Origin of the sequence: Acrocarpospora sp. B8E8 (genome assembly GCF_039871605.1) — a bacterium.
Classification (GTDB): Bacteria; Actinomycetota; Actinomycetes; order Streptosporangiales; family Streptosporangiaceae; genus Acrocarpospora; species Acrocarpospora macrocephala.
Window position 1 is genome coordinate 125,222 of sequence record NZ_JBDPLV010000001.1, and the last position, 23,495, is coordinate 148,716.

Consider the following 23,495-nt stretch of genomic DNA (forward strand, 5'->3'; position numbering starts at 1 on the left):
ACTCAGGACGTCGAACAGCCCATGAATACAACAGCGGCGCGCGCCGGGCCCTTCCGGGTCCCGGCGCGCGCGTTCCTCCGGTTAGCGGAACCGGTAGGAGAGGCCGACGCTGCCCCCGCGGGTCGCAGTGGCCGCGATGCCGTTGATGTTGTTCACGTTGGTCGAGCCGCTGCGGCCGAAGTTGGTCGCGGCGATATTGCTGAAGTTGTTGCCCGACTGGGCCGAGTCGACGTTCCGGCTGCTGTTCCTGGTCCAGGCGTCGGCCTGGGCGGGGGTCGCCACCATGGCGGCGCCACAGGCGGCGGCGAGAACGGCGGTGGTCACGGCGATCTTCTTGAACATCTCGTCTCCTTCGTCAGTGCTGCGGGACTAGTTCGGCCATGCGTATCGCGTCGGGGACCTAGTAGAAGATGTAGGTGACCGTGACGCTGCCGCCCGAAGCGGTCGCGGCGATGCCGTTGATGTTGTTGACGTTGGTGGAGCCAGTGGAGCCGGCGTTCCGGGCGGCCACCCAGCCGAAGTTGTTGCCCGACTGCGCGGAGTCCCGGTTGGAGCTCCAGTTGGAGGTCCAGGTGTCGGCGTGCGCCGGGGTGGCGATCAAGCTCGCGCCGCAGGCGGCGGTGAGGATGACGCCGGTCACGGCGATCTTCTTGAACATCTCGCTCCTTGGGGTACGCCAGAGCCGTGAGCGCGAACAAGGGACGACGGGCCCAGCCGTCCACGTTCGCTTGACTCCCGGTTGATCTGGCCGGTCAAAGCAAGAGCGAGCATATAGCTGAGCGTGGCTAAATGATAGCTCTACGTAATCAAAATTTGGGATCGGGTCAGGAGAACGCCGCCACCTGACCGGTCAGCGTCTCCGCCGCCGCCTGCCCGCACACCCGCGCGGCCCCATGCGTGGCGACGTGCACCGCCCCCAGGTCGGTGCGTCCCGGCAGCCCCATCTCCACCACGACCCCGTCGGGACGCCGCGCCAGCAGGTGCGCCAGCGCGTCCATCTGCCAGGCGTGCCGGTGGGCGTCCCGCACCACGATCACCAGCGGCCGGTCCACGGCCTGAGCGAGCACGTCGGCGGGCAGGCCGTCGGCCAGCTCCGGCTCGTGCAGGCGCGTCACGGTGGTCCCGGGCAGCAGCTTGCCCAGCGGCTCCCCCACCCCCCACGGCATGCCCTTGTCGATCGCCAGGTTCATCTCCGGCGAGAGCTCCACCACGTGCGGCGCCACCACGATCGGCAGCACGGAGCCGTCGTCCCGGCTCACCCGGATGGCCCGGCGCGCGGCGGCCAGGCCCACCGGCTCGCGCGTCAGCGGCGCGACCCGGGCGGGACGCCAGGCGGCCAGCGCCCGCACCCGCGCCGCCGCGTCGGCCAGCCGCTCCTCCGGCAGCCACCCCTCGAAGACCGCGTCCACGATCGCGTCCCTGATCAGCTCCACGATGGCCTCGTCGGCGTGCTCGCCGCCCACGCAGATCGCGTCGGCCCCGGCCGCGATGGCCCGCGCGCTCGCCCCGCCGATGCCGAACGGACCGGAGACCGCCGCCATCTCGATACCGTCCGTGACGATCAGACCTTCGAAGCCCAGCTCCCGGCGCAGCAGCTCGGTCAGGATGGCCGGGCTCAAGGTGGCGGGCGACTCCCGGTCGTACGCGGAGACGAGCAGGTGCCCGGTCATGATCGAGCGCACGCCCTCCGCGATCGCGGCCCGGAACGGGCGCAGCTCGACCGCCGCCAGGTCCTCGCGGCTCCCGCCCACCACCGGCACGCTGTAGTGCGAGTCCACCGAGGTGTCCCCGTGCCCCGGGAAGTGTTTGGCGCAGGCCGCCACTCCGGCCGACTGCAACCCGCGCACCCACGCCGCGGTGTGCCGCGCCACCAGCTCGGGGTCCGCGCCGAAGGAGCGCAGCCCGATCACCGGATTGTCCGCGTTGGAGTTGACGTCCGCGGCGGGCGCGAAGTCGATCGTGACCCCCGCCGCCGCCAGATCCCAGCCGACGTCCCGCGCGACCGCCTCGGTCAGCGCCTCGTCGTCCACGACGCCCAGCGCGTAGTTGCCGGGCCGCGAGCTGCCGGTCCTGGCTTCGAGGCGGGTCACCTCCCCGGCCTCCTCGTCGATGCCGACGACGACGTCCGGATTCTCCGCACGCAGCGCGGCGGTCAGCTCGGCCAGCTGGCTGGGCGTGTCCACGTTGCGGGAGAAGAGGACCGCCCCGGCGAGACCGTCGCCGAGGCGACGCCGCAGCCAGTCAGGGGGCGTGGTTCCCAGGAAGCCGGGGAACAGGACCGTGTCTGCCAGACGCAACAGCTCCATGCTTCGCGTCATGCGGCACCGCACTTGGACATGCCCGAAATCTAATAGGAAAGTTTCCTATTCGCTAGGGGGCTGACCTCCTATTTCACAGATCCGTTCGTTGCAGTTTGCTGTCGACGACACGGAAGCCCGCTGCTGTGACCACCGGTGCGCCGGGCTGGTCCACGAACGCGACGGCCCGGTAGTCCACCGTGAAGTCGGACATGCCGGCCGTGACCACCAGGTAGCCGCGCCGGCCGTCGAAGAACTTGAGGTGCGGGTTGAGCGCCAGCATCGCGGTTCCGTCGGTGACCGGCGGGCGGCTGGTGACCGAGCTCGTGACGAACTCCACCCCGCCGCCGAACTCGCCCGCCCACGCGTTGTGCACGTCCCCGCTCAGCACCACCAGGTCACCGGTCGCGGCGGCGAGCACGTTCGCGCGCGAGTCAGGGAAGCCGTCCCAGGCGTCCGTGCTCGGCGGTTCCAGCGGGAACTTCCGCGGCGCGAAGAACAGCGCCTGCGCGATCACCTTCCACCGCGCCGTCGACGCGCGCAGCCGGGCGGTCAGCCACTCCTGCTGCTCGGCCCCCAGCATGTCCTTGCCCTTCCGGTACTGCCGGGCGTCCACGAACAGGAAGTCCGCCACCTTGCCGTACGGCCGCCAGCGGTAGAACTGCAGGTTGTTGCCGACCGGCCGGACCCGCAGCGGCAGGTGCTCGTAGTACGCCTTGTAGGCGGCGTTGCGCCGTTTCAGGAACGCGGACTGGCTGGACCCGTCCCCCGGCAGCAGCCCCGCGTAGTTGTCCCGCACCTCGTGGTCGTCCGGCATCGTGATCCACGGCGCCGCCGCGTGCGCCGCCTGGAGGTCCTTGTCCAGCTGGTAGCGCGCGTACCTGCGGCGGTAGGCGGCCAGCGTTTTGCACTCCTCCGTCGCCTCCAGCGGCCTGATGTACCGCCCCGGCTGCGGATTGGCGGGTTTACCGTATTCGTAGACGTAGTCCCCCAGATGGAAGACCACGTCCGGCCGCTCTTCCGCCACGTGTTTGAGCACGGTGAAGAACCCGTGCTCATACCGCTGGCACGAAACCACCGCCACCTTTATCGGCTCCGTGGAATCGGGTCCCGGGGCCGTTTTCGTACGCCCTACGGGACTCGTATGCCCGTCCACGCTGAACCGATAGAAATACTCGGTCCACGCCCGCAGCCCGCTGACGCGCACGTGCACGCTGTGCGCCCAGTCGGGCTGCGCCGGCGCGGTTCCCGACTGGATGACGCGGGTGAATTCCGCGTCTTCCGCCAGCTCCCATTTGACGGAGAACATCTGATTCGGCATGCCGCCAGGCTTACTCCCGTGCAGCGGCTCAACCGCCAGCCGCGTCCACAAGATCACCCCATCAGCGGACGGTTCCCCCGAAGCCACCCCAAGGGTGAACGGAAACCCTAATTTCGCCATAGAGGGATCTTCTAGTAGCCCGATGACGTATGCGTACCAATTCGAGAGAGAATCAGGCTTTGAATGCCTTTCTGATGAGCGGGGTGAGCAGGGCCAGCGCGGCGAGCACCAGCAGGACGACGGCGACCGGGCTGCGGACCAGGGTGGTGACGTCGCCCGCGCCGATGGCGAGCGCGCGGCGGAGCTGGATCTCGGCCATCGGGCCCAGGATCAGGCCGATCACGGCGGGGGCCACCGGGAGGCCGAACCTGCGCATCGCGAAGCCGAGCAGGCCGAGCAGGTAGAGCACGATCAGGTCCACCCACGAGTTGTTCAGCGCGTAGACGCCCAGCGCCGCGAAGAGCACGATCCCCGCATACAGGTACGGCCGCGGCACGCGCAGCACCCGGGCCCACACCGGGGCCAGCGGCAGGTTGAGCACCAGCAGCATGGTGTTGCCGATGAACAGCGAGGCCACCATGCCCCACACCAGGGCGGGGTTGTGGTCGAACAGCTGGGGGCCCGGCAGCAGGCCGTACTGCTGGAAGGCGGCGAGCATGATGGCGGCGGTCGCGGAGGTGGGCAGGCCCAGGGTGAGCAGCGGGACCAGGGTGCCGGCGGCGGAGGCGTTGTTGGCCGCCTCCGGGCCGGCGACGCCCTCGATCGCGCCCTTGCCGTACTCCTCCTTGGCGGGGCCCTTGGCTATCCGCTTCTCCACCGCGTACGACAGGAAGGTGGGGATCTCGGCGCCGCCGCCGGGCAGCGCGCCGAACGGGAAGCCGAGGGCAGTGCCGCGCAGCCAGGGGCGCCAGGACCTGGCCCAGTCCGCGCGGCCCATCCAGGCCCGGCCCACGGGCATCACCTCGGGGGGCGCGTGCCGGAGCCGGGAGGCGACGTAGAGCGCTTCGCCGAGGGCGAACAGGCCGACCGCCACGATCACTACGTCGATGCCATCGAGGAGTTGCGGGATGCCCAAGGTGAGCCTGGCCTGGCCGGTCTGCTGGTCGATGCCGACCAGGCCGATGGCCAGGCCCAGGCTGAGCGAGGCCAGGCCGCGCACGACCGAGCGGGACAGCACCGACGAGACGGCGGTGAAGGCGAGGATGGCCAGCGCGAAGTAGTCCTCGGGGCCGAAGGAGATCGCGAAGTCCACCACCAGCGGCGCCGCGACCACCAGCAGCGCGGTCGCGATCGTCCCGGCCACGAAGGAGCCGATCGCGGCGGCGGCGAGCGCCTGGGCGGCCCGGCCGCGCCTGGCCATCTTGTTGCCCTCCAGCGCGGTGATCATCGAGGAGCTCTCGCCGGGGGTGTTGAGCAGGATGGAGGTGGTGGAGCCGCCGTACATGCCGCCGTAGTAGATGCCGGCGAACATGATGAACGCGCTGGCCGGGGGCACGTTGAAGGTGATCGGCAGGAGCAGGGCCACGGTCATGGCGGGGCCGATGCCGGGCAGCACGCCGACGAGGGTGCCGAGGGTGACGCCCATCAGCGCGTACAGCAGGTTGACCGGGGTGAGGGCGGTGGCGAAACCGTCGAGCAGCAGGTTCAGGGAGTCCACTCAGATCACCCCGGACAGCAGGCCGCCGGGCAGGGTGACCCCGAGCCCTTTGACGAACGCCAGGTAGGTCGCGACGGCCAGGATGATCGCCACCACGGCGGCCCTGAGGCGGTCCCGCGCGCCGAGCGCCAGGGCCAGGCCGAAGAAGAGCAGCGCACCCGCGATCACCCAGCCGAGCAGGTCCAGCAGCGCGGCGAAGATCAGGAAGATCACGCTGACCAGGCCGACGCCACGCCAGTCGGCGGGGGCCCGGGCGTCCACGTCCTCGCTCTCCTCCGGGTCGCCGTGCCCACCGCGAACCACGTCGACGACGTAGCAGATGCCGATGACGACCATCGCGGCGCCCACCAGCAGCGGGAAGAACCGGGGACCGAGGCCGAGCGTGGAGGCCGCCGCCGCCACGTTCGCGGTCCCGGCGATCACGAAGACGCCGAGCCCGAGCACGATCAGGGCGAGGGCCAGTTCGGGCCGGCGCCAGGAAGGAACGACGCCACGCGAGGTGACGTCGTTCCGCTCAGCTGGTACGGACATCAGGACACGAGTCCCATTTCCGCGATGATGCCCTTCACCCGGGCCTGCTCCGCGGTGAGGAAGTCCGCGAACGGCCGGCCGGTCTGGAACGAGTCGATCCACCCGTTCTTGGCGACCGCGTCCTTCCACGCCTGCCCATCGTGCATCTTGGTGACCAGGTCGGTGAGGGACTTGACGCCCGCCTCGTCCAGCCCGGGCGCCGCGACGAAGCCACGCCAGTTGGCCAGCTCGACGTCCAGGCCGCCCTCCTTGATGGTCGGCGAGTCGAGCGTGGGAATCCGGGCGGGGGCGCTGATCCCGAGCGAGCGCAGCTTGCCGGACTTGACGTGCTCGGCGAACTCGCCGATGCCGGAGATGCCGATCGAGACCTTGTTGCCGAGCAGCGCGTTGAGCGCCTCGCCGCCGCCGGAGTGGGCGATATAGTTCACCTGCTTGGGGTCGATGCCCGCCGCCTTGGCCATCAGCCCGGCCAGGATGTGGTCGGTGCCGCCCGCGGAGCCGCCGGCCACCGAGACCTTGGCCGGGTCGGCCTTCCACGCCGTGACCAGGTCACCCAGGCTCTGGAAGGGAGATTCCGCCGGGACCACCACGATCTCGTACTCCTCGGTGAGCCGGGCGATCGGCGTCACCTCGGCGAGGGTGACCGCGGACTTGTTCTGCTCGACCGCGCCGACCATGACCAGGCCCATGGTCATCAGCGTCCCGGCGTCGCCCTTCTCCTGCGCGAGCTGGGCCAGGCCGATGGTGCCGCCCGCCCCCGGCACGTTGAAGACCTCGACCTTCCTGGCGGGATCGACGGACTTGATGGCCTGCTCGGCCGTACGCGAGGTCTGGTCCCAGCCGCCGCCGGGCGCGGCCGGGGCCATGATGCGCAGGGCGCTCGCCCCGCCGGCCGAATCCGTTCCGGCGCCGCACGCCGTCAGCGACGCGACCACCGCCGCCAGTAGGGCGAGCCTGGATATCTTCATGATCACTCCAACACCGTGAGTTGCAATGTGGTGAGGATCGTGGGCGCGCCGGTCGCCGCTGTCGATGCTTGGCGTGCTTGCCGTCGTATTGGTGGTATTGGTCAAGCCGCCGCAATCGCGCTGTTATCCGGACCCCCGTATATTTCGGCCAGATGTCCGACGGCCGGAAGAGCAGGTGAGGGACCGTGCGACGCGTGAGCAACCCCTCCCTGGGCACCCAGCTGTTCGTGCTGCAGATGGTCATCGTCCTGCTCGCCGTGGGCGGCACCGCCACGGTCTGGGCCCAGCACACCCGCCGCCAGCTGGACGACCAGTACCGCCAGCGGGCGCTGGCCATCGCCCAGTCCGTGGCCGGGCTGCCGGAGGTGCGCGAGGCGTTCAAGTTCCCCAAGCCCGAGGTGCTGCTCCAGCCGATCGCGGCGGGCGTGCAGCGGGCCACCGGCGCCGACTACGTGGTGATCGCCAACCGGGACCAGATCCGCTACGCCCACCCCAACACCGCGCTGATCGGCCGGCGGCTTTCCACGGACGGGTCTGAGGTGCTGGAGACCGGCCAGACCTGGACCGGCTTCCAGACCGGCACCCTGGGCCGCTCGGTCCGGGGCAAGGCGCCGATCTTCGACGAGGCCGGGCAGGTGATCGGCCTGACCTCGGTCGGCGTGCTGGAGCAGACCGTCGCCGACCAGCTCGGGTCCGCCCTGCCCCCGCTGATCTGGACCGTGCTGGCCGTCCTGGTCGCGGGCTCGCTGGCGGCGGCCCTGATCGCGCAGCGGGTGCGCCGCCAGACCTTCGGCCTGGAGCCCCGGGAGATCGCCGCCCTGCTGGAGCAGCGCGAAGGGGTGCTGCACGGGGTCAAGGAGGGCGTGCTCGCGCTCGACCTGACCGGCAGGGTGACGCTGGCCAATGACGCCGCCAGGGAGCTGCTGGACCTGTCCGCCGACGCCGTCGGGCAGGACCTGGCCGAGATGCCGCTCTCCGACCGGGTCCGCGACGTGCTCGGCGGCGACGACCCCGGCGAGGATCGCATCGTGCTGCACCAGGGCCGGGTCCTCGTCCTCAACCGCACCCCGGTCTCCGTGCGCGGCCAGCACCGGGGCTGGGTGGTGACCTTCCGCGACCGCACCGAGCTGGTCCGGCTGTCCAGGGAGCTGGACGACGCGAGCACCACGACGGACGCGCTCCGCGCCCAGGCCCACGAGTTCGCCAACCGCATGCACACCGTCGTCGGCCTGCTCGAACTGGGCGAGCACGACACCGCCGTGCGCTACATCACCCAGACCACCGAGGCCTACAGCCAGTTCGCCCAGGGCATCAGGGAACGGGTCGCCGACCCCACGCTGGCCGCCCTGCTGCTGGCCAAGTCGGCCGAGGCGGCCGAACGCGGGGCCTCGCTGGTGGTGGCCGAGGAGTCCCGGGTGGACGACCTGGAGGATCCCAGGGATGCCGTGCTCGTGGTCGGCAATCTGGTCGCCAACGCGATCGACGCGCTGGAGGGCACCGGCGGCGTGGTCGAGGTGCTGGTCCGCACCGACGACGCCGGGCTGCACGTGCGGGTCCGCGACTCCGGCCCGGGCATCACCCCGGACCTGGCCGAGGAGGTCTTCCGCGAAGGCTTCACCACCAAAATCGCGCACTCCGGGGCGCGGGGGCTCGGGCTCGCGCTGACCCGCCAGACCTGCCTGCGGCGGGGTGGCTGGGTGCGCCTGCACAACGCCGACGGGGCCGTTTTCACGGCCCTCCTCCCTGCCGGGGAGGTACGGCGATGAAGGTCCTTGTCGTGGACGACGACTTCATGGTGGCCCGCATCCACGCCGGATATGTCGCCAGAACGCCTGGTTTCACCGTCGTCCGTAGCGCTCACACCGGCCGGGCCGCGCTCACCGCCGTCTCCGAGAACGCGCCCGACCTGGTCCTGCTCGACATCTACCTGCCTGACATGTCCGGTCTCGATGTGCTGCGGGCGATCCGGGGTCTGGCTCAGCCGGTCGACGTGCTCGTCATCACCGCCGCCCGCGACGTCGGCACCGTCCGCGCGGCTCTGCGTGGCGGCGCGGTCAACTATCTGATCAAGCCGTTCACCGCGGGAGCCCTCTCCGACCGCCTGATGCGCTACGCCGAGACCCGGCGCCACCTCACCGGGATCGGGGGTGAGGCCCGCCAGGAGGACGTGGATCGCCTGTTCGGCGCGTCCATCACCGTGCACCTGCCCAAGGGCCTCTCCCAGACGACCTGCGCGCTGGTGGCCGAGACGCTCCGCCGTACCGGCACCGACCTGTCCGCCGCCGAGGCCGCCGCGCTCACCGGGCTGTCCCGGGTCAGCGCCCGCCGTTACCTGGAGTACCTCTGCGCCACCGGCCGCGCCGAGCTCCGCCCGCGCTACGGCACCGCGGGACGTCCCGAACACCGTTACAGCTGGACCGGCAGCTCCTGAAGGAGCCGCTCCGCCACCGCGTCCGCGTCGCGATCCCGGCAGTCGATTCGGGTCTGCCGCCAGCCGCGTCGTGCCAGGAAGCGGTAGACCTCGTCGTACAGGGCGAGTTCCCGCGCGGGGGTGCCGATGCGCTCCAGCCGTGACAACCGGCCGCGCGCACGCAACCGCTGTTCCAGCACGTCGGGCCGGTGGTGCAGGTAGCAGGACAGGGACGGCGGGGGCACGTGCGCGTTGTATCGCCAGATCTCCTCAAGGGGAAGCTGATCCAGCTGTTGCAGCGCCAGGGACGACTGCACGTAGCGGTCGCTGATCACCACCTGCCCCGCGGCCAGCGCGGGACGGATCTCCTCCTCGACATGGAGCGTGCGGTCGGCGGCCACCGCCAGCGCCAGCGCCCTGCCGGGCCAGGTTTCCTCGCCGTCCCTCGCGAGCCGCCCCAATGGGGTATCCGTCGGTTCCGTCGTGACGTGCACGGGAAAACCGCGTTCCCGCATTCGCGCGGCCAGACAACCGACAGTGGTGGACTTCCCTACCCCATTGGGTCCTTCCACAACGATAAACATTCGCGCGTCCCCCGACCAAGCTGATTCCCTCACTTATATGAAATACCCCTTAGGGGTTTATTTCCCTTAAGGGGTATGCGTCTCATCTGCTCCATTGACGGTAATTCGGCCCGGGAAGAGTCTGGCGCCACGCGCCGGACATACACGGCCTTTGGTCCGGCGGGTTAGGGAGTAGATGATGTCATTTAATCGTGCCGCGCGGCTGGGCGCCGCGCTCGTGGTCGCGGGAGCGGTCACGTTGACCGGGATTCCGGCCGCCCACGCAGTCGTCCCATTCACGGTCTCCAGTCTCAACGGGAGTGGCAACAACGTCGCCAATCCGACGTGGGGGCAGGCGAACACGCCGTACAGCAGGGTGGGGCCCACCCGCTACGTGAACGGGCTGAGCCAGCCGTTCGGCGGGCCGAACGTGCGCAACGTCAGCAACCGCATCCACAACGACGTGAACCAGAACCTGTTCTCCGAGCGCAGGGTCACCCAGTGGGGGTTCACGTGGGGGCAGTTCATCGACCACACCTTCGGCCTGCGCGATGGGCGGGAGCCCGGCGACCCCCAGGGGGAAACCGCGAATATCCCGTTCAGCGCCTCCGACCCGCTGGAGGACTTCACCAGCACGCTCGGCTACATCCCGTTCGTCCGGTCGAATCCGGCGCCGGGCACGGGGGTCAGCAATCCCCGCCAGCAGACCAACACCAACAGTTCCTACCTGAACGGCTTCCCGGTGTACGGCCCGGACAACACCCGGCTGGAATGGCTGCGCACCGGTCCCGTGGACGGGAACCTGGCCAACAACAGCGCCTCGCTGATGCTGTCCAACGGGTACTTACCGCGCAGGGACGCCCGGGGCAACGCCGGGACCGCGCCGGTCATGGAGCTCAACGGCCGCCTGATCGGGCAGCCGGGGCGGGCCATGGTGGCGGGTGACGTACGGGCGAACGAGAACCTGTCCCTCACCGCGACCCAGACCCTGTTCGCCCGCGAGCACAACCGGATCGTCGCGCTGCTGCCCGGCTCGCTGAGCGAGGAGGACAAGTTCCAGATCGCCCGCCGGGTGGTCATGGCCGAGCAGCAGTACATCACCTACAACGAGTTCCTGCCCTCGCTCGGCGTCGCCCTACCGCGCTACACGGGCTACAACCCGGGCGTCAACGCCAACCTGGGCAACGAGTTCGCGACCGTCGGCTACCGCGCGCACAGCATGATCCACGGCGAGTTCGAGCTGGAGACCAACGCCTCCCGCTACTCGCAGGCGACGCTGACCGCGCTGACCGCGCAGGGCGTCGAGGTCGCGGTGGACGGCGACGACGCCGAGATCGCGATTCCGCTCAACCTGGCCTTCTTCAACCCCGACCTGCTGGAGCAGGTCCAGCTCGGCCCGATGCTGCTCGCGCTCGGCCTGGAGTCGGAGTACAAGAACGACGAGCAGATCGACAACCAGCTGCGCAGCGTGCTGTTCCAGATCCCGGTCTCCGGCAACCCGGAATGCCTGGACGGGCCGGGCCTGCCGGAGTGCTTCAACGGCGTCGTGGACCTGGGCGCGATCGACATCGAGCGTGGTCGTGACCATGGCATCCCGACGTACAACCAGCTGCGGCAGGCGTTCGGGCTGCCGGCGAAGACCTCCTTCACGGCGATCACCGGCGAGGCCACCGACGCCTTCCCCGCGGACCCGCAGCTGACGGCGGGCAACGAGATCAACGACCCGGACAGCCTGGACGTGCTCCAGCTGTTCGACATCGACGGCAACGCCGTCGACCTGAACGACGAGGACGCCGTCGAGGGCACCGCCACCCGCGAGGTCCGCCGCACCACGCTGGCGTCCCGGCTGCGCGCCCTGTACGGCAACGTCAACACCATCGACGCGTTCGTCGGCATGGTCGCCGAGCAGCACGTGCCCGGCAGCGAGTTCGGCGAGCTCCAGCTGGCCATGTGGGCCCGGCAGTTCCAGGCCCTGCGGGACGGTGACCGGTTCTTCTACGGCAACGACCAGGGGCTCACGTACATCAGGAACACCTACGGGATCGACTACCGGCGCACGCTCGGCCAGATCATCGACCTGAACACCGACCTGACCGCGGCCGACCTCAACAGCAACGTCTTCCTCGTTCCGGAAGCCGACCTGCCCCCGGCGACCTGCACGGTCAGCTTCACCCAGACCACCGAATGGCCGGGCAACTTCCAGGTCAACATGACCATCACCAACACCGGCACCACGCCGATCAACGGATGGGCGCTGCGCTGGGAGTGGGCCAACGGTCAGACCATCAGCGAGCTCTGGAACGGGGTGGTCAGCCAGAGCGGCCGGAATGTCACGGTGACGAACGCCCCCACTAACGGCACGATCGCCCCCGGAGCCAGCCGGGACGGCATCGGCTTCAACGCCCAGCGCGACAACTTCACCAACGCCAAACCGCCCAACTTCACCCTCAACAACCGCCGCTGCGCGACCGCCTGACCGGAGGACCGGTCACGGGCCTGCCGCCCGTGACCGGTCCACCAGCCCGAGCCGATGCGAGATGATCAGGGCCTCCGACCTGGTCCGCGCCCCCAGCCGGAGGAACAGCCGGGCCTGTACGCTCTCGACCGTCTTGGCGGTAATACCGAGCCGCCGCGCCGTCTGCCCGATGGTGTGGCCCAGCGCGATCGAATCCAGCACGTCCCGCTCCCGGGCGGTCAGCTCGGGCGGATGCGTGGCGATCCCCGCCGTGAACGCGTCCAGGCAGAGCGCGGTCATCGTGAAGTAGCCCCGGCACATGAGCGACAACATCCCGCACAGGTCCTCGGGCACGTCCTCCCGCCACACCAGCGCGCGGGCGCCGTGCCGGACCGCCTCCCCCACGGCCGCCAGATCGGGCGGCACCGAGCAGACCACCAGCGTGGGCGCCCCCAGCCGGGCCGGCAACTGCCAGTCACCCGGATCCGGGTCGATCAGCACCGCCGCCAGCGTGCCCCGCCGCCACTGCAACCAGTGCGCGCCCGTGGAATCCCGCAGCACCGCGAACGACTGCCCGCAGGCGAGGATCGTCTCGGCCACCCGGTCCCGGCACGCCCCCGGCCGCGCGTGCACGACCACCACCTCAGGCCGGGTACGGCCGCTGTCCGGCAGCGGCCGATGATGGTCGAAGAACCCCAGCGAGATGGCCCTCGCCACCGCGTGCGCCTGGCTCACCACGCCGAGTTTGCGGTAGATGCCGCGCTTGCACGCCTCCACCGCGCAGGTCGTGACGCCGAGCGACGCCGCGATCCGTGCCGTGCTCAGCCCTGACCCGAGCAAATTGAGCACCGTCAACTCCGAGGAGGTCATCGCGACCTCGTTCCCGGGTCTTTCCACCGTCCTGTCCATGTGCACGTCCCGACCCCTGGGATGCGACCACCCGGAAACTGACGCTCAGGACGACTTGTGTCAAGTCTTGGGGTAATTGTGTGACATCGAACTGGGAAGATCCATGAACGCTTCAAGACCGCGCCCGAATGGAACGGGACACCGGGCAGCGGTGCTGCGATCCGCTGCCCGGGTTACCGTCAGCGGCCCTGAAGTGCCTTGACGTTGTCGCCGAAGGTCCAGTTCCGCGAGCCGTCCCAGTTGATCGACCAGGTCATCAGGCCCTTGAGGCTGCCGTTGAAGGCGTTCCAGCTCTGGGAGACCAGCGAGGGCGTCATGTAGCCGCCGCCGGCGCCGGACTGGGCGGGCAATCCTGGCACCTGCTTGTCGTACGGCACCCGGATCGTGGTGCCCTGGATGACGAGGCCGTTGTTCAGGCAGGTGGTCTGGGCGGTGAAGCCCTGAACTGTGCCGGCTGAGTAGGAGTCGCCGGAGCAGCCGTACATGCTGCCGTTGTAGTACTGCATGTTCAGCCACCAGAGGCGGCCGTTGTCGGCGTACTTCTTGATGATCGGCAGGTAGGCGCCCCAGATGGAGCCGTAGACGACGCTGCCGCCGGTGACGTACGCGGTCTCGGGGGCCATGGTCAGGCCGAAGTTGGACGGCATCTGGGCGAGCACGCCGTCGATGATGCGAATGAGGTTGGCCTGCGACGCCGACAGCTGGTTGATGTTGCCGCTACCGGTCAGGCCGGTCTCGATGTCGATGTCGATGCCGTCGAAGTTGTACGTCCTGAGGATCGGCACGATGGTGGCGATGAAGCGGTCGGCCACCGTGCTGGAATTGAGGTCGATGCCCGCGGTCGCGCCACCGATGGACATCAGGATCGTCGCGCCCGCCGCCTTGGCCGCGCACATCTCGGCCGGGGTGGCGACCTTGACGGTGGCGTCCATGCCGTCCTGCCAGAGAGCGGTGCCGTCAGAGAGGATGACCGGGAACGCGGCGTTGATGACGTTGTAGCCGTGCGCCTTGATCCGAGCATCCGTGATCGGAATCCAGCCGAGCGGCGGGTGCACCCCGTTCGACGCGCCGTCCCAGTTCTCCCAGTAGCCCTGCAGGACCTTCCCGGCCGGCTTGGACTTCACCGCGCACGTGTTTCCCGTCGGGGAGGGCGACGGAGACGGACTAGGGCTAGGAGACGGGCTCGGACTCGGGGAAGGGCTCGGGGACGGACTCGGGCTCGGGGAGGGGGATGCCGTGCCGCCGGGGCCGTCGAAGTTGATGTCGTCGGCGTAGTAGGTGCCCTGGCCATACCAGCCGTGCACATAGACCACCGCGGTGGTCTGACCGGCCGCGGTGGTGAAGGAGAGGGTGAGCTGCTGGTAGGCCGCCGACGAGGTCCACGTCGCCGACCCGCCGTTGACACCCAGGTAAACGTAGTTCCCGCGCACCCAGGCGGACACCGTGTACGCGGTGCTCGGCCGCACACTCACCGTCTGCGAGCACTTGGCGTTGTCCGACGCGCTAGCCGCGCCCGAGAGCGCCCTCGTGCCGCTGCGAACCGGCGTGCTGACGACGGACCCGAGCCCGCCGGTACAGGACCACGGCGACAGCGCACCGGTTTCGAATCCGGGATTCGCCAGCAGATTGGCCGCGTACGCCGACGTCTGCGCGACGAGGACGCCCAGGGCCGCCAGGAGTAACGAGACTGCCAGAGTCAGCAGCCGGGGGGTTCGCTTCATGGAGAAACCCTTCTGTCACCCGGAGTGAGGTCACCGGGCACCGACGGAGCGATGGGGTTGCGAAGCCACGGTGACTAAGGCTCGCGAGCAACAGGTCTCCGAATTATCTTCCAAGATCATGGTTAATGTCCATAACGAACTCTCACTTGAACACCACCAGACGCGCCACACCGGCGACCACGCGCGCCCAAGCACCCCGTCGCGTGTTCTCACACGCGTGGATTCACCAGCCCCCGCGGGACGGGGGAATCTTGGTGGAAGGCACCTTCGTTGGCACGGCCCGCAGTTCCCCTTCGAGATCGGCGATCATTGCGTGGGCCGCCTGCCGTAACCGTGCGCGGCGCGCGCTCAAGTCCTCGGCGAACCGTCGGGCCACGGGGCCGACCCACACGGGCTGGCCGGTGAACTGGCGGTGCGGCGAATCGAGCGCCGCCTCCAGGCCCGCGACCCGGGTTCTGAGCTCCGCCAAAGTCCGTTCCATGAGCTGGTGCCGGGGGTTGGGGACCATGTGGTCTGCGGAGTGGCTCATATGCCCCTTCGCTAAACGTCGCGATTACTTCCACGTTATGGGATCTGCCATCGTTTATGCAGGTACACCAGACCAATCTGTCGTACGAATATTAGAGTGAAGCGGGGCGGCTACAGGGTGGAGAGAGATCATGGAGCAGGGACCCCCTGGAACGGGACCGTTGTCACCGGATTTCAGTGGCATCGATCCAGGTCTGATGAGCACGTTCATCGCCTCTCTCACAAGTGGCCGCGATGTCATCAAAGAAGAGATGGAAGCGATCCGCCGCCTGCTGACCAGCGCCGACCTGTCGAGTCTGGGCCTGCAGCCGGTCGGACAAATTCTGGACTGGCTCGAAACCGAATTACCGCAGCTCCGCAGACGCAATCAGGCGATTCAGGCCTCGGATAATATCCGGTCGTGGGCGCCGGGTCTGCTGAGCGGTCTGGTGCCGCTGGACGAAAAAACGATGTTGTCCCAGGCGGAGGCGCGGCGGCAGGGCAAGGCGCTGGCGGAACGCTTCGCCGGCATCCAGGCGATCGACTGGGGATGGCCCGGCGGCAAAACCAACGATGACGTGCTCGCCGAAATGGCGGCCGAGTTGGGCGCACACTGGAATGACGCGGATTTCAGCGCCTCCTTCTTCGCCACGCTCGGAGCCGAAGGCACGCTTGGGATCCCCGCCAAGCTCCGGGCGGGTATGAAAGATCCTGACGACACGATCGACCTGGTCAGCCGGGCCTTCGGTACCGCGGTCAGCTTCGGAGCGCAGGTGCCGGGCTTCGCCGGAACCCGGTATGAGATGGTGACCGGCCGGGACCCTGGACACGCATCCACGCTCTTCCAGCCACCGAAAAGTAGCGCCATCGCGGCAGACTTCGCGGAACTCAAGGACAATGCCGGAGCATACGGCCCGGAGCACGGTAATCAGGCTTTGGGCGACCTGCTCCGAACCGGCGACTTTCCCGCGGCCTGGCTTTCGACCGTGGTGAGCCGACATGCGCTGAGCGGCAAGAGCACGGTGAACGGCACGAGCCTGGCCGGATATCTCTACGCCCTGGGCAACAATCCCGAAGCCGCGAGAACGGCGATCTCTACTGCGACCAAGGAGTACGGATCCCTGGCTGCGTCGCTTCACCGACTGAACGAGAGGGTGAAAGTCTCTTCCACCTTCTCCTGGCAGGCGGACTTGCAGGAGAAGGAGAATTCACGAGCCGACGCCTTCGGCCGGATGCTGGCCGCCGCATCAGGCGCCTACGACGAGAAGGACGGGGCACACTCCCCCGAGGCTGCCCGGAACGCCTTCCAACTGATGACGACACTTCCGTCGCTGAAGATCGCGGAACCTACCCGCATACATCTCGCCGAGATCGCGGGTTCATATGCCACGGAGATCGTCGAAGGTGCGAACCTCGGTGACGCCAACCGCACCCAGCCAAGCGCATTCGGAGATGTGAAGACGATCATCCCCGGGCTTGATCCGGCATTCCGCCTCAGCCCGAAGGACACCTATGATTTCGTTAAGACATTTGCCAACTCTCCGGAAAACATCAAACCCTTCGAAGAAGGCATGGGGATCGCCGCCGACCGGCTCATCAACATGGCCGCCGCGAAGGACGGCGGCAAAGGGATCGAACATCTCAACAGCACGATGCGAACGATGGGATATGTCGCAGGACTGCAGTTAGTGGCCGAGAGCGAGGTCCAGGGAAGGCTCGACGCCATTGATCAGCAGCGGATCAAGGCGCAAATATTCGTGGCTAGTCTGGCTCTTGGTGCGGGCGGCCTTGCGATACCCGGCTTGGGCGGTCAGGTTCTGTGGCTGGGGATCTCCACTATTACACCTCCGGGCCTGGAGTCCATGTTGACGCCCGACGAGACCCGCGTATCCACGCTGACTGAAAAGACACGTGCGGCTTCGCTGGCACGGGAAGGCTGGATGGTGAACATGCTGATAGCCAACGGTTTCGAACCAAAGGTCGCGCTGACTGACGCCCGCTTTTCCCACCCGCCCATCGCCGATGGCAACGGGAATCTCCTACCTTTCGCGGAGATAGCCAAGGACAAAGAGGCCGTAAATAGCTTCAATAATTGGCTGATCGCCAATGGCTCCGGAGGGACGGACAAGAGCGAGCTCGGCGAAGCTCACAAGTGGCTGAAAACCGCCTTCCTGGGAGGGAAGACCGAAGTAGTGGACGACTTTCAGTGACTATGTGAGTGTCCACCTCGGTTATTTCAAGAGCAAGCAATCCGTTTCGCCTCGAGCGGCCATCTGTTCCTTACCTGGTGAGTAAAGCACGATCCGCGTCCGAAACTTGGCACTCACGGCCACCTTCGCGGTCAAGTGGCTCGCGATCAGTTCGTACTCGGCGTGCTGGGCCACCGAAATCAGCGCCCCGACGAGTATAGTCGCGAGTACATCAGAATCACCGGTACCGGCTCCGGCCTCAGCTTCGGCGGCGTAGGTACGCTTGTATTTTCCATTGCCACAGGGGATATCCTTTCCCCCAGGGTCTGTGATCTTTATTTCTGCGGCGGACAAATACTTCAAAGTCTGGTCGATATGACTCTTCAGCACCTCGCCGGCTTCGGCCGCGGTCGGCTCCGGAGGGACGTCATTCCCACATCCGGACAGCACAAATACGATGGCAACCGCAATCGACTTGATCCGCCACACGCGACGCGCCATCCACCCCTCCGGCCATCCGGTCCATGCATCAGACCCATAATGTCCGGGAACCAGCGCTAGTACGTGCATTTCGCAGAAACAGCAAGAACCGGCCTGTGACCTGCGCGCCGCGACCGTGTGGCCCTGGTGCGGATCAGCCGGAATCGGCGTCGAAGTTTAGTTCTGAGGTGACTCGGTAGCGGTCGCCTCGGTAGATGGATCGGGTGAACTCGACGATCCGGCCGTTCACGTCTCTGGTGGTGCGCTCCACCATCAATGCTGGGAAATGTTCCGGCACGTGGAGCAGTTCCGCCTCTGTCTCGTCGGTGACTGTGGCCTCGATGGTCTGTATGGCGCTGCGTACGTCAACCCCGAAACGTTCGCGGAGAAAGCGATAGAACGAGCCGGATTCCATGTCTGACGGAACCAGGCCGTCGACCAGCGCGTGGGGGAGGTGGAGGCGTTCGATGGCCATGGGTTCGTCGTCGACCAGGCGGAGGCGTACGACGCGGAGGACGGGGGCGGCGGGGGCTAGTTGGAGGCGGCTGGCGAGTTGGGGGCCGGCGGGGGCGGAGCCGAATTCGAGGATGCGGCTGGCCCAGTGGCCCTCGGCGGGTGGGGCGTAGAACGAGCCGCTGGGGGTGGCGGCGAGGGCCTGGGTGACGCGGTGGGGGCCGGTGAAGGTGCCTCGGCCGTGTTCTCGGACGAGTTGGCCGGAGCGGACCAGGTCGTCGATGGCGGCGCGGAGGGTGGGGCGGGAGACGCCGAGTTCCTTGCACAGGTCGCGTTCGGACGGGATGGCCTCGCCCGGCTTCTTGTCGGCGATGAAGTCGAGCAGGAAGTCGCGCACTCGGTCGCGCTTCAGCCCGGCCCGCATGTTCAGAGTCACAAACCTGACCTTACCAGCTTCTGACCAGTTGGCCAGATTAACGCTTGATAACAGGCCTTGACGGGACAACTGGTTAAGACCACTCTACTCGAAGCAGGCAGATTGCTTACCAATATCTGACCACTGGGAGTACCAATGAGGTCCCGCTTCCTTACCGCCTCGGCGGTGCTGGCGCTCGCCGCCGGCCTGACCGCGTGCGGATCCACGCCAGAATCCACCACTCCCAGCGCTGACGCGGGGCCGGTCAAACTGACCGTCTGGGTCATGCGGGACAGCTTCACCGACGGGGTCATCAGCCGGTTCAAGTCCGACTTCGAGGCGAGACACCAGGGAACCACGCTGGACATCCAGATCCAGGAGTGGGACGGCATCGGGCAGAAGGTCACCAGCGCGCTCGCCAGCAACGACGCGCCCGACGTGATCGAGGTCGGGAACACCCAGGTGGCTGAGTACGCGGCGAGCGGCGGCGTCAAGGACCTCACCGACAAGGTCGCCGAACTGGGGGGCACCGACTGGATTCCCGGGCTCGCCGAGCCGGGCAAGATCGACGGGCGGCAGTTCGGGATCCCGTGGTACGCGGCGAACCGGGTCGTGATCTACAACAAGGACCTGTTCGAGAAGGCCGGGATCGCGGCCGCGCCGAAGACGCGGGACGAGTGGATCGAGGTCACGACCAAGCTCAACAAGGGCGGCACGCAGGGCATCTACCTGCCGGGCCAGAACTGGTACACCCTCGCCGGGTTCATCTGGGACGAGGGCGGCGACCTGGCGGTGCGGGAGGGCGACCAGTGGAAGGGCGCCCTGGACACGCCGCAGGCGATCGCCGGGATCGGGTTCTACCAGAAGCTGCAGGCGCTCGGCGAAGGGCCGCGCGACTCCGACGAGGCGAAGCCGCCGCAGGCCGACGTGTTCGCGAAGGGCGACGTGGCGCAGCTGATCTCCTCCCCCGGCGGCGCGACCGCGATCGAGAAGGCCAATCCGGAACTGGCCGGGAAGCTGGGATTCTTCCCGATTCCGGGGAAGACGGCCGACAAGCCGGGCGCGGTGTTCACCGGCGGATCCGACCTGATCATCCCGGCGGCGTCCAAGAATCCCGACGCCGCTTACGAGGTCGTCAAGGCCCTGGCGGGGGAGAAGTTCCAGCTCGACATGGCCAAGGAGATGTCGTACGTCCCGAACAAGGCGTCCTTCGCCGGCGTGCTGAGCGGCAGTGAGGGCGCGGCGGCGATGGCCATCGGCGCGACCAACGGGCACGCCACCCCGAACTCCCCCAACTGGGCCGCGGTCGAGGCGAAGAACGTCATCAAGGAGTACATGACCAAGGTCCTCACCGGCGGCGACCCCGCGACCGAATCCGCCGCGGCGTCCCAGGTCATCACGGACATCCTCAACACCAAGTCGTAGCTGTAGGAGTGTCCCAAAGGTGGGCCGACCCTCCCATCCATGCTCCCCACGACCTTCCGAGGAAGCCCGTGTCCGCACCGCCCGTGGTCGCCCACCGCCAGGAAAGTCCCGCGCCGCCGGTCACCCGCCGTCGCCCGGGACGATCCCGGATGGCCGGATTGTGGCCGTATCTGCTGATCGCCCCCACCGTGCTCGGGGCCGCGTATCTCCTGCTCTACCCGCTGCTGCGCAGTGTGGTGATCTCTTTCCAGCACTTCCGGACCGGCGAGCTGATCCGTGGCGGGGCGGCTTTCGTCGGTCTGGAGAACTACCAGGAGGTCCTCGGCAGCGACGAGTTCTGGTCGGTGGTCTGGCGGACCCTCCTGTGGACGGCCGTGAACGTCGCCGCGATCATGGTGATCTCCACCCTCGTCGCGTTGATGATCGCCCGGCTGCGGAAACGCCTGCGGCTGGCCGTGATGAGTGGCCTGGTGCTCACCTGGGCGACGCCGGTTCTGGCGGCGACCACCATCTTCCAGTGGTTGTTCCAGTCGAGGCTGGGCGTGGTCAACTGGCTGCTGGCCACGCTCGGTCTCGAGTCCTTCCGGGGTTACACCTGGTTCGCGGACGGCACGTCCACGTTCGTCATCCTGGTGGTGCTCGTCGTCTGGCAGTCGGTGCCGTTCGCGGCGCTCACCCTGTACGCGGGACTGACCACGATTCCGGCGGAGCTCTACGAATCCGCGCGGATCGACGGCGCGACCGGATGGCAGATATTCAGAAATGTCACCTTCCCGATCCTGCGGCCGCTGTTCGGGCTGATCACCTCCCTCGAGGTGATCTGGGTGTTCAAGTGTTTCGCCCAGATCTGGGCGATCAGCCGCGGCGGCCCGGACGGCGCGACCACCACCCTCCCCGTGTACGCCTACCAGATCGCCCAATCCCTCCATAAATACGACCTGGGCGCGGCCATCTCCACGCTGACCGTCCTGATCCTGGTCACCGCCCTGATCACGCACCTGCGGCGGATGCTCCGGCACGAAGGAGACCAGCTGTGAGACTCCGGCGCCTCCCGCTCACCCTGGCCGCCCTGTCGGTCCTGATCGTCTCGGTCTTCCCCGTCTACTGGATGGTGCTGACCGCGTTCAAGCCCACGAGGGACATCCAGGCCGACACCCCAACGTTCTGGCCCGCGAATCCCACGCTCGAACATTTCGCCACCGCCGTGAACGCCGACGGATTCGGGTTGTTCTGGCGTAACAGCCTGCTGGTGACCGTCAGCGCGGTCCTGGCCGCCCTGGTCGTCGCGCTGCTCGCCGCGTTCGCGGTGGCGCGGATGCGGTGGCGGGGACGGCGCGGCTTCATCCTGATGGTCTTCCTCGCCCAGATGGCGCCCTGGGAGGCGCTGCTGATCTCGATGTTCATCATCGCCCGCGACACCGGCATGCTCGACAAGCTGTCCATGCTCAGCCTGATCTACTTCATGACGACGCTTCCGTTCACGATCGTCACGCTCCGGGGCTTCCTCGCGGCGATCCCGCCGGAGCTGGAGGAAGCCGCCCAGATGGACGGCGCGAGCCGGTTGGTCGCGTTCCGCCGGGTCGTCTTCCCGCTCCTCGCGCCGGGCCTGATGTCCACCTCCCTGTTCGGGTTCATCACCGCGTGGAATGAGTTCGCCTTCGCGAACGCGCTGATCATCAAGAACCAGGACGACCGCACCCTGCCCGTCTGGCTGTCGTCGTTCAGCAACATCTTCGGCACGGACTGGGGCGCCACGATGGCCGCCGCCACCCTCTTCATGCTGCCTGTCCTGCTCATCTTCCTCGTCCTGCAGCGCCGGGTGACCTCCGGGTTCACCGCTGGCGCGATCAAGGGCTGACCTGAAAGGGATCTCCACGTGATAATTCCGCGGCCCAGGCAACTGGCCGTTCTCGGGGGCACTGTCGCGTACGACCCTGAGCGTGTCCGGCTCGCACCACCAGATCCCGCACTCGGACAGGAAGGCTACCGTCTGGAAATATCCCCCACCGGCGTCGATCTCACCGCCGGCGGCGACGCGGGCCGCTTCTACGCCCGCCAAACCCTCGCCCTGTACGGCGACGCGCTCCCCCACGCCACGATCGAGGATCGCCCCAAGTACCCCTGGCGCGGCCTCATGCTCGACGTCGCCCGGCATTTCATGCCAACGGACTTCATCCGCAGATTGATCGACCTGCTGGCCCTGCACAAGCTCAACGTGCTCCAGCTGCACCTGAGTGATGATCAAGGCTGGCGCCTGGAGATCAAACGGCATCCCCGGCTCACCGAGGTGTCCGGCGATCATTACACGCACGACGACATCCGGGAGCTCGTCGCGTACGCGTCGGAGAGGTTTGTCCGGATCGTCCCCGAGATCGGGCTCCCGGGTCACGTCCAGGCCGCGCTCGCCGCGTATCCGCATCTGGGCAACGATCCCTCCCGGCCGCTACCGGTGTGGGACGCCTGGGGAATCAGCCCGCACACGCTCAACCTGGAAGAGTCCACGATCACCTTCTTCGAGGAGGTGCTGGACGAAGTTATCGAGATATTTCCGGATCAGTACGTGCATGTGGGCGGGGACGAATGCCGTCCCGGCGAGTGGGAGAGAACCCCCCGCGCGCAGGAGCGTATCCGCGAGCTCGGGCTCCCCGGCGCACACGCGGCCAGGAGCTGGATCATGACGAGGATGGCCAAGCACCTCCAGCGCAGGGGACGCCGCCTCGTCTACTGGCACGAGAAAGCGGACGGTCCTCCCGGCGCGACCACGATGACCTGGCTCGACGAGCAGAGCGGCCCGCTCGCCGCCCTCGAAGGCCGCGACGTCGTCCTAGCCCCACATACCCGGACATATCTCGACTACCCCGTCGAACTCCAGCCGGGCCCCTTCGCCCCCGATCGGGTCCTCACACTGTCCGACGCGTACCACTTCGACCCACCCCCCGCCCCGCCCGGCGCGGACGGTCGGATCCTCGGCGTGCAAGCCCAGCTCTGGACCGAATACATGCCCACCCCCGACGACGTGGAGCGCCAGACCTTCCCCCGCCTGTGTGCCTTCGCCGAAGTGGCCTGGGGCTCCCCCCAGGACTACCCGGACTTCCTCCGGCGGCTCGACCCGCACCTGGCCCGGCTGGCCGCCCAGGGCATCCATATCGGGCCGCTCATTCCGTAGACCTCGGGGGATTCGCACACCGAAAGGA

21 protein-coding genes are annotated in these 23,495 nt (G+C 67.9%); 8 read left to right on the forward strand and 13 right to left on the reverse strand.

Annotated features, from left to right (window positions below):
• Positions 1-81: 81 nt before the first annotated feature.
• The 7 genes from ABGB08_RS00540 to ABGB08_RS00570 all read right to left on the reverse strand — a co-directional run bounded on the left by ABGB08_RS00540 (position 82) and on the right by ABGB08_RS00570 (position 6,774).
• Positions 82-342 carry a hypothetical protein gene (locus tag ABGB08_RS00540; protein WP_347584398.1) on the reverse strand — a complete coding sequence of 87 codons (261 nt, stop codon included), beginning with the start codon at positions 340-342 and terminating at the stop codon, positions 82-84.
• Between the two features lie 58 nt (positions 343-400).
• Positions 401-658: a hypothetical protein gene (locus ABGB08_RS00545; RefSeq protein ID WP_347584400.1), complete on the reverse strand. Its 258-nt coding sequence runs from the start codon at positions 656-658 to the stop codon at positions 401-403.
• Positions 659-824: 166 nt separating this feature from the next.
• Positions 825-2,306 carry a glycoside hydrolase family 3 N-terminal domain-containing protein gene (locus ABGB08_RS00550; protein WP_347584402.1) on the reverse strand — a complete coding sequence of 494 codons (1,482 nt, stop codon included), beginning with the start codon at positions 2,304-2,306 and terminating at the stop codon, positions 825-827.
• Between the two features lie 85 nt (positions 2,307-2,391).
• Entirely contained in the window at positions 2,392-3,738 is a 1,347-nt protein-coding gene (locus tag ABGB08_RS00555; RefSeq protein ID WP_347584404.1) for an alkaline phosphatase D family protein, read from the reverse strand.
• A gap of 52 nt (positions 3,739-3,790) precedes the next feature.
• Entirely contained in the window at positions 3,791-5,275 is a 1,485-nt protein-coding gene (locus ABGB08_RS00560; protein ID WP_347584406.1) for a tripartite tricarboxylate transporter permease, read from the reverse strand.
• Positions 5,276-5,806, reverse strand: a complete 531-nt coding sequence (locus ABGB08_RS00565; RefSeq protein WP_347584408.1) for a tripartite tricarboxylate transporter TctB family protein — start codon at positions 5,804-5,806, stop codon at positions 5,276-5,278. It lies immediately after the preceding gene.
• Positions 5,806-6,774, reverse strand: coding sequence for a tripartite tricarboxylate transporter substrate-binding protein (locus ABGB08_RS00570; protein WP_347584410.1), 969 nt, complete (start codon positions 6,772-6,774; stop codon positions 5,806-5,808). Before ABGB08_RS00570 ends, ABGB08_RS00565 begins: the two co-directional genes overlap by 1 nt.
• A gap of 194 nt (positions 6,775-6,968) precedes the next feature.
• Between ABGB08_RS00570 and ABGB08_RS00575 the strand changes: the two genes are divergently transcribed.
• Positions 6,969-8,540, forward strand: coding sequence for a sensor histidine kinase (locus ABGB08_RS00575; RefSeq protein WP_347584412.1), 1,572 nt, complete (start codon positions 6,969-6,971; stop codon positions 8,538-8,540).
• Complete coding sequence (locus ABGB08_RS00580; RefSeq protein WP_347584414.1) at positions 8,537-9,205, forward strand: response regulator; 669 nt, start codon at positions 8,537-8,539, stop codon at positions 9,203-9,205. The genes ABGB08_RS00575 and ABGB08_RS00580 overlap by 4 nt, the downstream gene beginning before the upstream one ends.
• On the opposite strand, the gene tmk is transcribed toward ABGB08_RS00580, so the two are convergent.
• Positions 9,181-9,768, reverse strand: coding sequence for a dTMP kinase (tmk, locus tag ABGB08_RS00585; protein ID WP_347584416.1), 588 nt, complete (start codon positions 9,766-9,768; stop codon positions 9,181-9,183). The genes ABGB08_RS00580 and tmk overlap by 25 nt on opposite strands.
• Positions 9,769-9,943: 175 nt before the next feature.
• Here tmk and ABGB08_RS00590 point away from each other — a divergent pair, with 175 nt between their 5' ends.
• Entirely contained in the window at positions 9,944-12,223 is a 2,280-nt protein-coding gene (locus ABGB08_RS00590; RefSeq protein ID WP_347584418.1) for a peroxidase family protein, read from the forward strand.
• A gap of 12 nt (positions 12,224-12,235) precedes the next feature.
• Here ABGB08_RS00590 and ABGB08_RS00595 read toward each other — a convergent pair whose 3' ends face one another.
• The 3 genes from ABGB08_RS00595 to ABGB08_RS00605 all read right to left on the reverse strand — a co-directional run bounded on the left by ABGB08_RS00595 (position 12,236) and on the right by ABGB08_RS00605 (position 15,361).
• Positions 12,236-13,099 (reverse strand): LuxR C-terminal-related transcriptional regulator, encoded by an 864-nt coding sequence (locus ABGB08_RS00595; protein WP_347584420.1) that lies wholly within the window; start codon positions 13,097-13,099, stop codon positions 12,236-12,238.
• A 191-nt stretch (positions 13,100-13,290) separates the two neighbouring features.
• Positions 13,291-14,832 carry a glycosyl hydrolase family 18 protein gene (locus ABGB08_RS00600; RefSeq protein ID WP_347584422.1) on the reverse strand — a complete coding sequence of 514 codons (1,542 nt, stop codon included), beginning with the start codon at positions 14,830-14,832 and terminating at the stop codon, positions 13,291-13,293.
• 223 nt (positions 14,833-15,055) lie between these two features.
• Positions 15,056-15,361 carry a hypothetical protein gene (locus tag ABGB08_RS00605; protein ID WP_347584424.1) on the reverse strand — a complete coding sequence of 102 codons (306 nt, stop codon included), beginning with the start codon at positions 15,359-15,361 and terminating at the stop codon, positions 15,056-15,058.
• A gap of 130 nt (positions 15,362-15,491) precedes the next feature.
• Here ABGB08_RS00605 and ABGB08_RS00610 point away from each other — a divergent pair, with 130 nt between their 5' ends.
• Complete coding sequence (locus tag ABGB08_RS00610; RefSeq protein WP_347584426.1) at positions 15,492-17,549, forward strand: DUF6571 family protein; 2,058 nt, start codon at positions 15,492-15,494, stop codon at positions 17,547-17,549.
• A 21-nt stretch (positions 17,550-17,570) separates the two neighbouring features.
• Here ABGB08_RS00610 and ABGB08_RS00615 read toward each other — a convergent pair whose 3' ends face one another.
• Positions 17,571-18,029 carry a hypothetical protein gene (locus ABGB08_RS00615; protein WP_347584428.1) on the reverse strand — a complete coding sequence of 153 codons (459 nt, stop codon included), beginning with the start codon at positions 18,027-18,029 and terminating at the stop codon, positions 17,571-17,573.
• Between the two features lie 133 nt (positions 18,030-18,162).
• Positions 18,163-18,897 (reverse strand): GntR family transcriptional regulator, encoded by a 735-nt coding sequence (locus ABGB08_RS00620; protein WP_347584430.1) that lies wholly within the window; start codon positions 18,895-18,897, stop codon positions 18,163-18,165.
• Positions 18,898-19,032: 135 nt separating this feature from the next.
• Between ABGB08_RS00620 and ABGB08_RS00625 the strand changes: the two genes are divergently transcribed.
• From ABGB08_RS00625 to ABGB08_RS00640, 4 genes are all read left to right on the forward strand, one after another.
• Complete coding sequence (locus ABGB08_RS00625; protein WP_347584432.1) at positions 19,033-20,301, forward strand: extracellular solute-binding protein; 1,269 nt, start codon at positions 19,033-19,035, stop codon at positions 20,299-20,301.
• 68 nt (positions 20,302-20,369) lie between these two features.
• The gene (locus tag ABGB08_RS00630) at positions 20,370-21,338 is read left to right on the forward strand and encodes a sugar ABC transporter permease (RefSeq protein WP_347584434.1); all 969 of its coding nucleotides are present in this window, start codon (positions 20,370-20,372) and stop codon (positions 21,336-21,338) included.
• Positions 21,335-22,159 (forward strand): carbohydrate ABC transporter permease, encoded by an 825-nt coding sequence (locus ABGB08_RS00635; protein WP_347584436.1) that lies wholly within the window; start codon positions 21,335-21,337, stop codon positions 22,157-22,159. The genes ABGB08_RS00630 and ABGB08_RS00635 overlap by 4 nt, the downstream gene beginning before the upstream one ends.
• 18 nt (positions 22,160-22,177) lie before the next feature.
• On the forward strand, positions 22,178-23,467 hold the full coding sequence (locus tag ABGB08_RS00640; protein WP_347584438.1) for a beta-N-acetylhexosaminidase: 1,290 nt from the start codon (positions 22,178-22,180) through the stop codon (positions 23,465-23,467).
• Positions 23,468-23,495 lie beyond the last annotated feature (28 nt).

What these genes read in the sequence shown, in the direction of transcription:
- ABGB08_RS00540 (WP_347584398.1), bottom strand. Translation starts at nt 342, where the DNA reads ATGTTCAAGAAGATCGCCGTGACCACCGCCGTTCTCGCCGCCGCCTGT.
- ABGB08_RS00545 (WP_347584400.1), bottom strand. Translation starts at nt 658, where the DNA reads ATGTTCAAGAAGATCGCCGTGACCGGCGTCATCCTCACCGCCGCCTGC.
- ABGB08_RS00550 (WP_347584402.1), bottom strand. Translation starts at nt 2,306, where the DNA reads ATGGAGCTGTTGCGTCTGGCAGACACGGTCCTGTTCCCCGGCTTCCTG.
- ABGB08_RS00555 (WP_347584404.1), bottom strand. Translation starts at nt 3,738, where the DNA reads ATGGCGAAATTAGGGTTTCCGTTCACCCTTGGGGTGGCTTCGGGGGAA.
- ABGB08_RS00565 (WP_347584408.1), bottom strand. Translation starts at nt 5,806, where the DNA reads ATGTCCGTACCAGCTGAGCGGAACGACGTCACCTCGCGTGGCGTCGTT.
- ABGB08_RS00570 (WP_347584410.1), bottom strand. Translation starts at nt 6,774, where the DNA reads ATGAAGATATCCAGGCTCGCCCTACTGGCGGCGGTGGTCGCGTCGCTG.
- ABGB08_RS00580 (WP_347584414.1), top strand. Translation starts at nt 8,537, where the DNA reads ATGAAGGTCCTTGTCGTGGACGACGACTTCATGGTGGCCCGCATCCAC.
- tmk (WP_347584416.1), bottom strand. Translation starts at nt 9,768, where the DNA reads ATGTTTATCGTTGTGGAAGGACCCAATGGGGTAGGGAAGTCCACCACT.
- ABGB08_RS00590 (WP_347584418.1), top strand. Translation starts at nt 9,944, where the DNA reads ATGATGTCATTTAATCGTGCCGCGCGGCTGGGCGCCGCGCTCGTGGTC.
- ABGB08_RS00600 (WP_347584422.1), bottom strand. Translation starts at nt 14,832, where the DNA reads ATGAAGCGAACCCCCCGGCTGCTGACTCTGGCAGTCTCGTTACTCCTG.
- ABGB08_RS00605 (WP_347584424.1), bottom strand. Translation starts at nt 15,361, where the DNA reads ATGAGCCACTCCGCAGACCACATGGTCCCCAACCCCCGGCACCAGCTC.
- ABGB08_RS00610 (WP_347584426.1), top strand. Translation starts at nt 15,492, where the DNA reads ATGGAGCAGGGACCCCCTGGAACGGGACCGTTGTCACCGGATTTCAGT.
- ABGB08_RS00615 (WP_347584428.1), bottom strand. Translation starts at nt 18,029, where the DNA reads ATGGCGCGTCGCGTGTGGCGGATCAAGTCGATTGCGGTTGCCATCGTA.
- ABGB08_RS00625 (WP_347584432.1), top strand. Translation starts at nt 19,033, where the DNA reads ATGAGGTCCCGCTTCCTTACCGCCTCGGCGGTGCTGGCGCTCGCCGCC.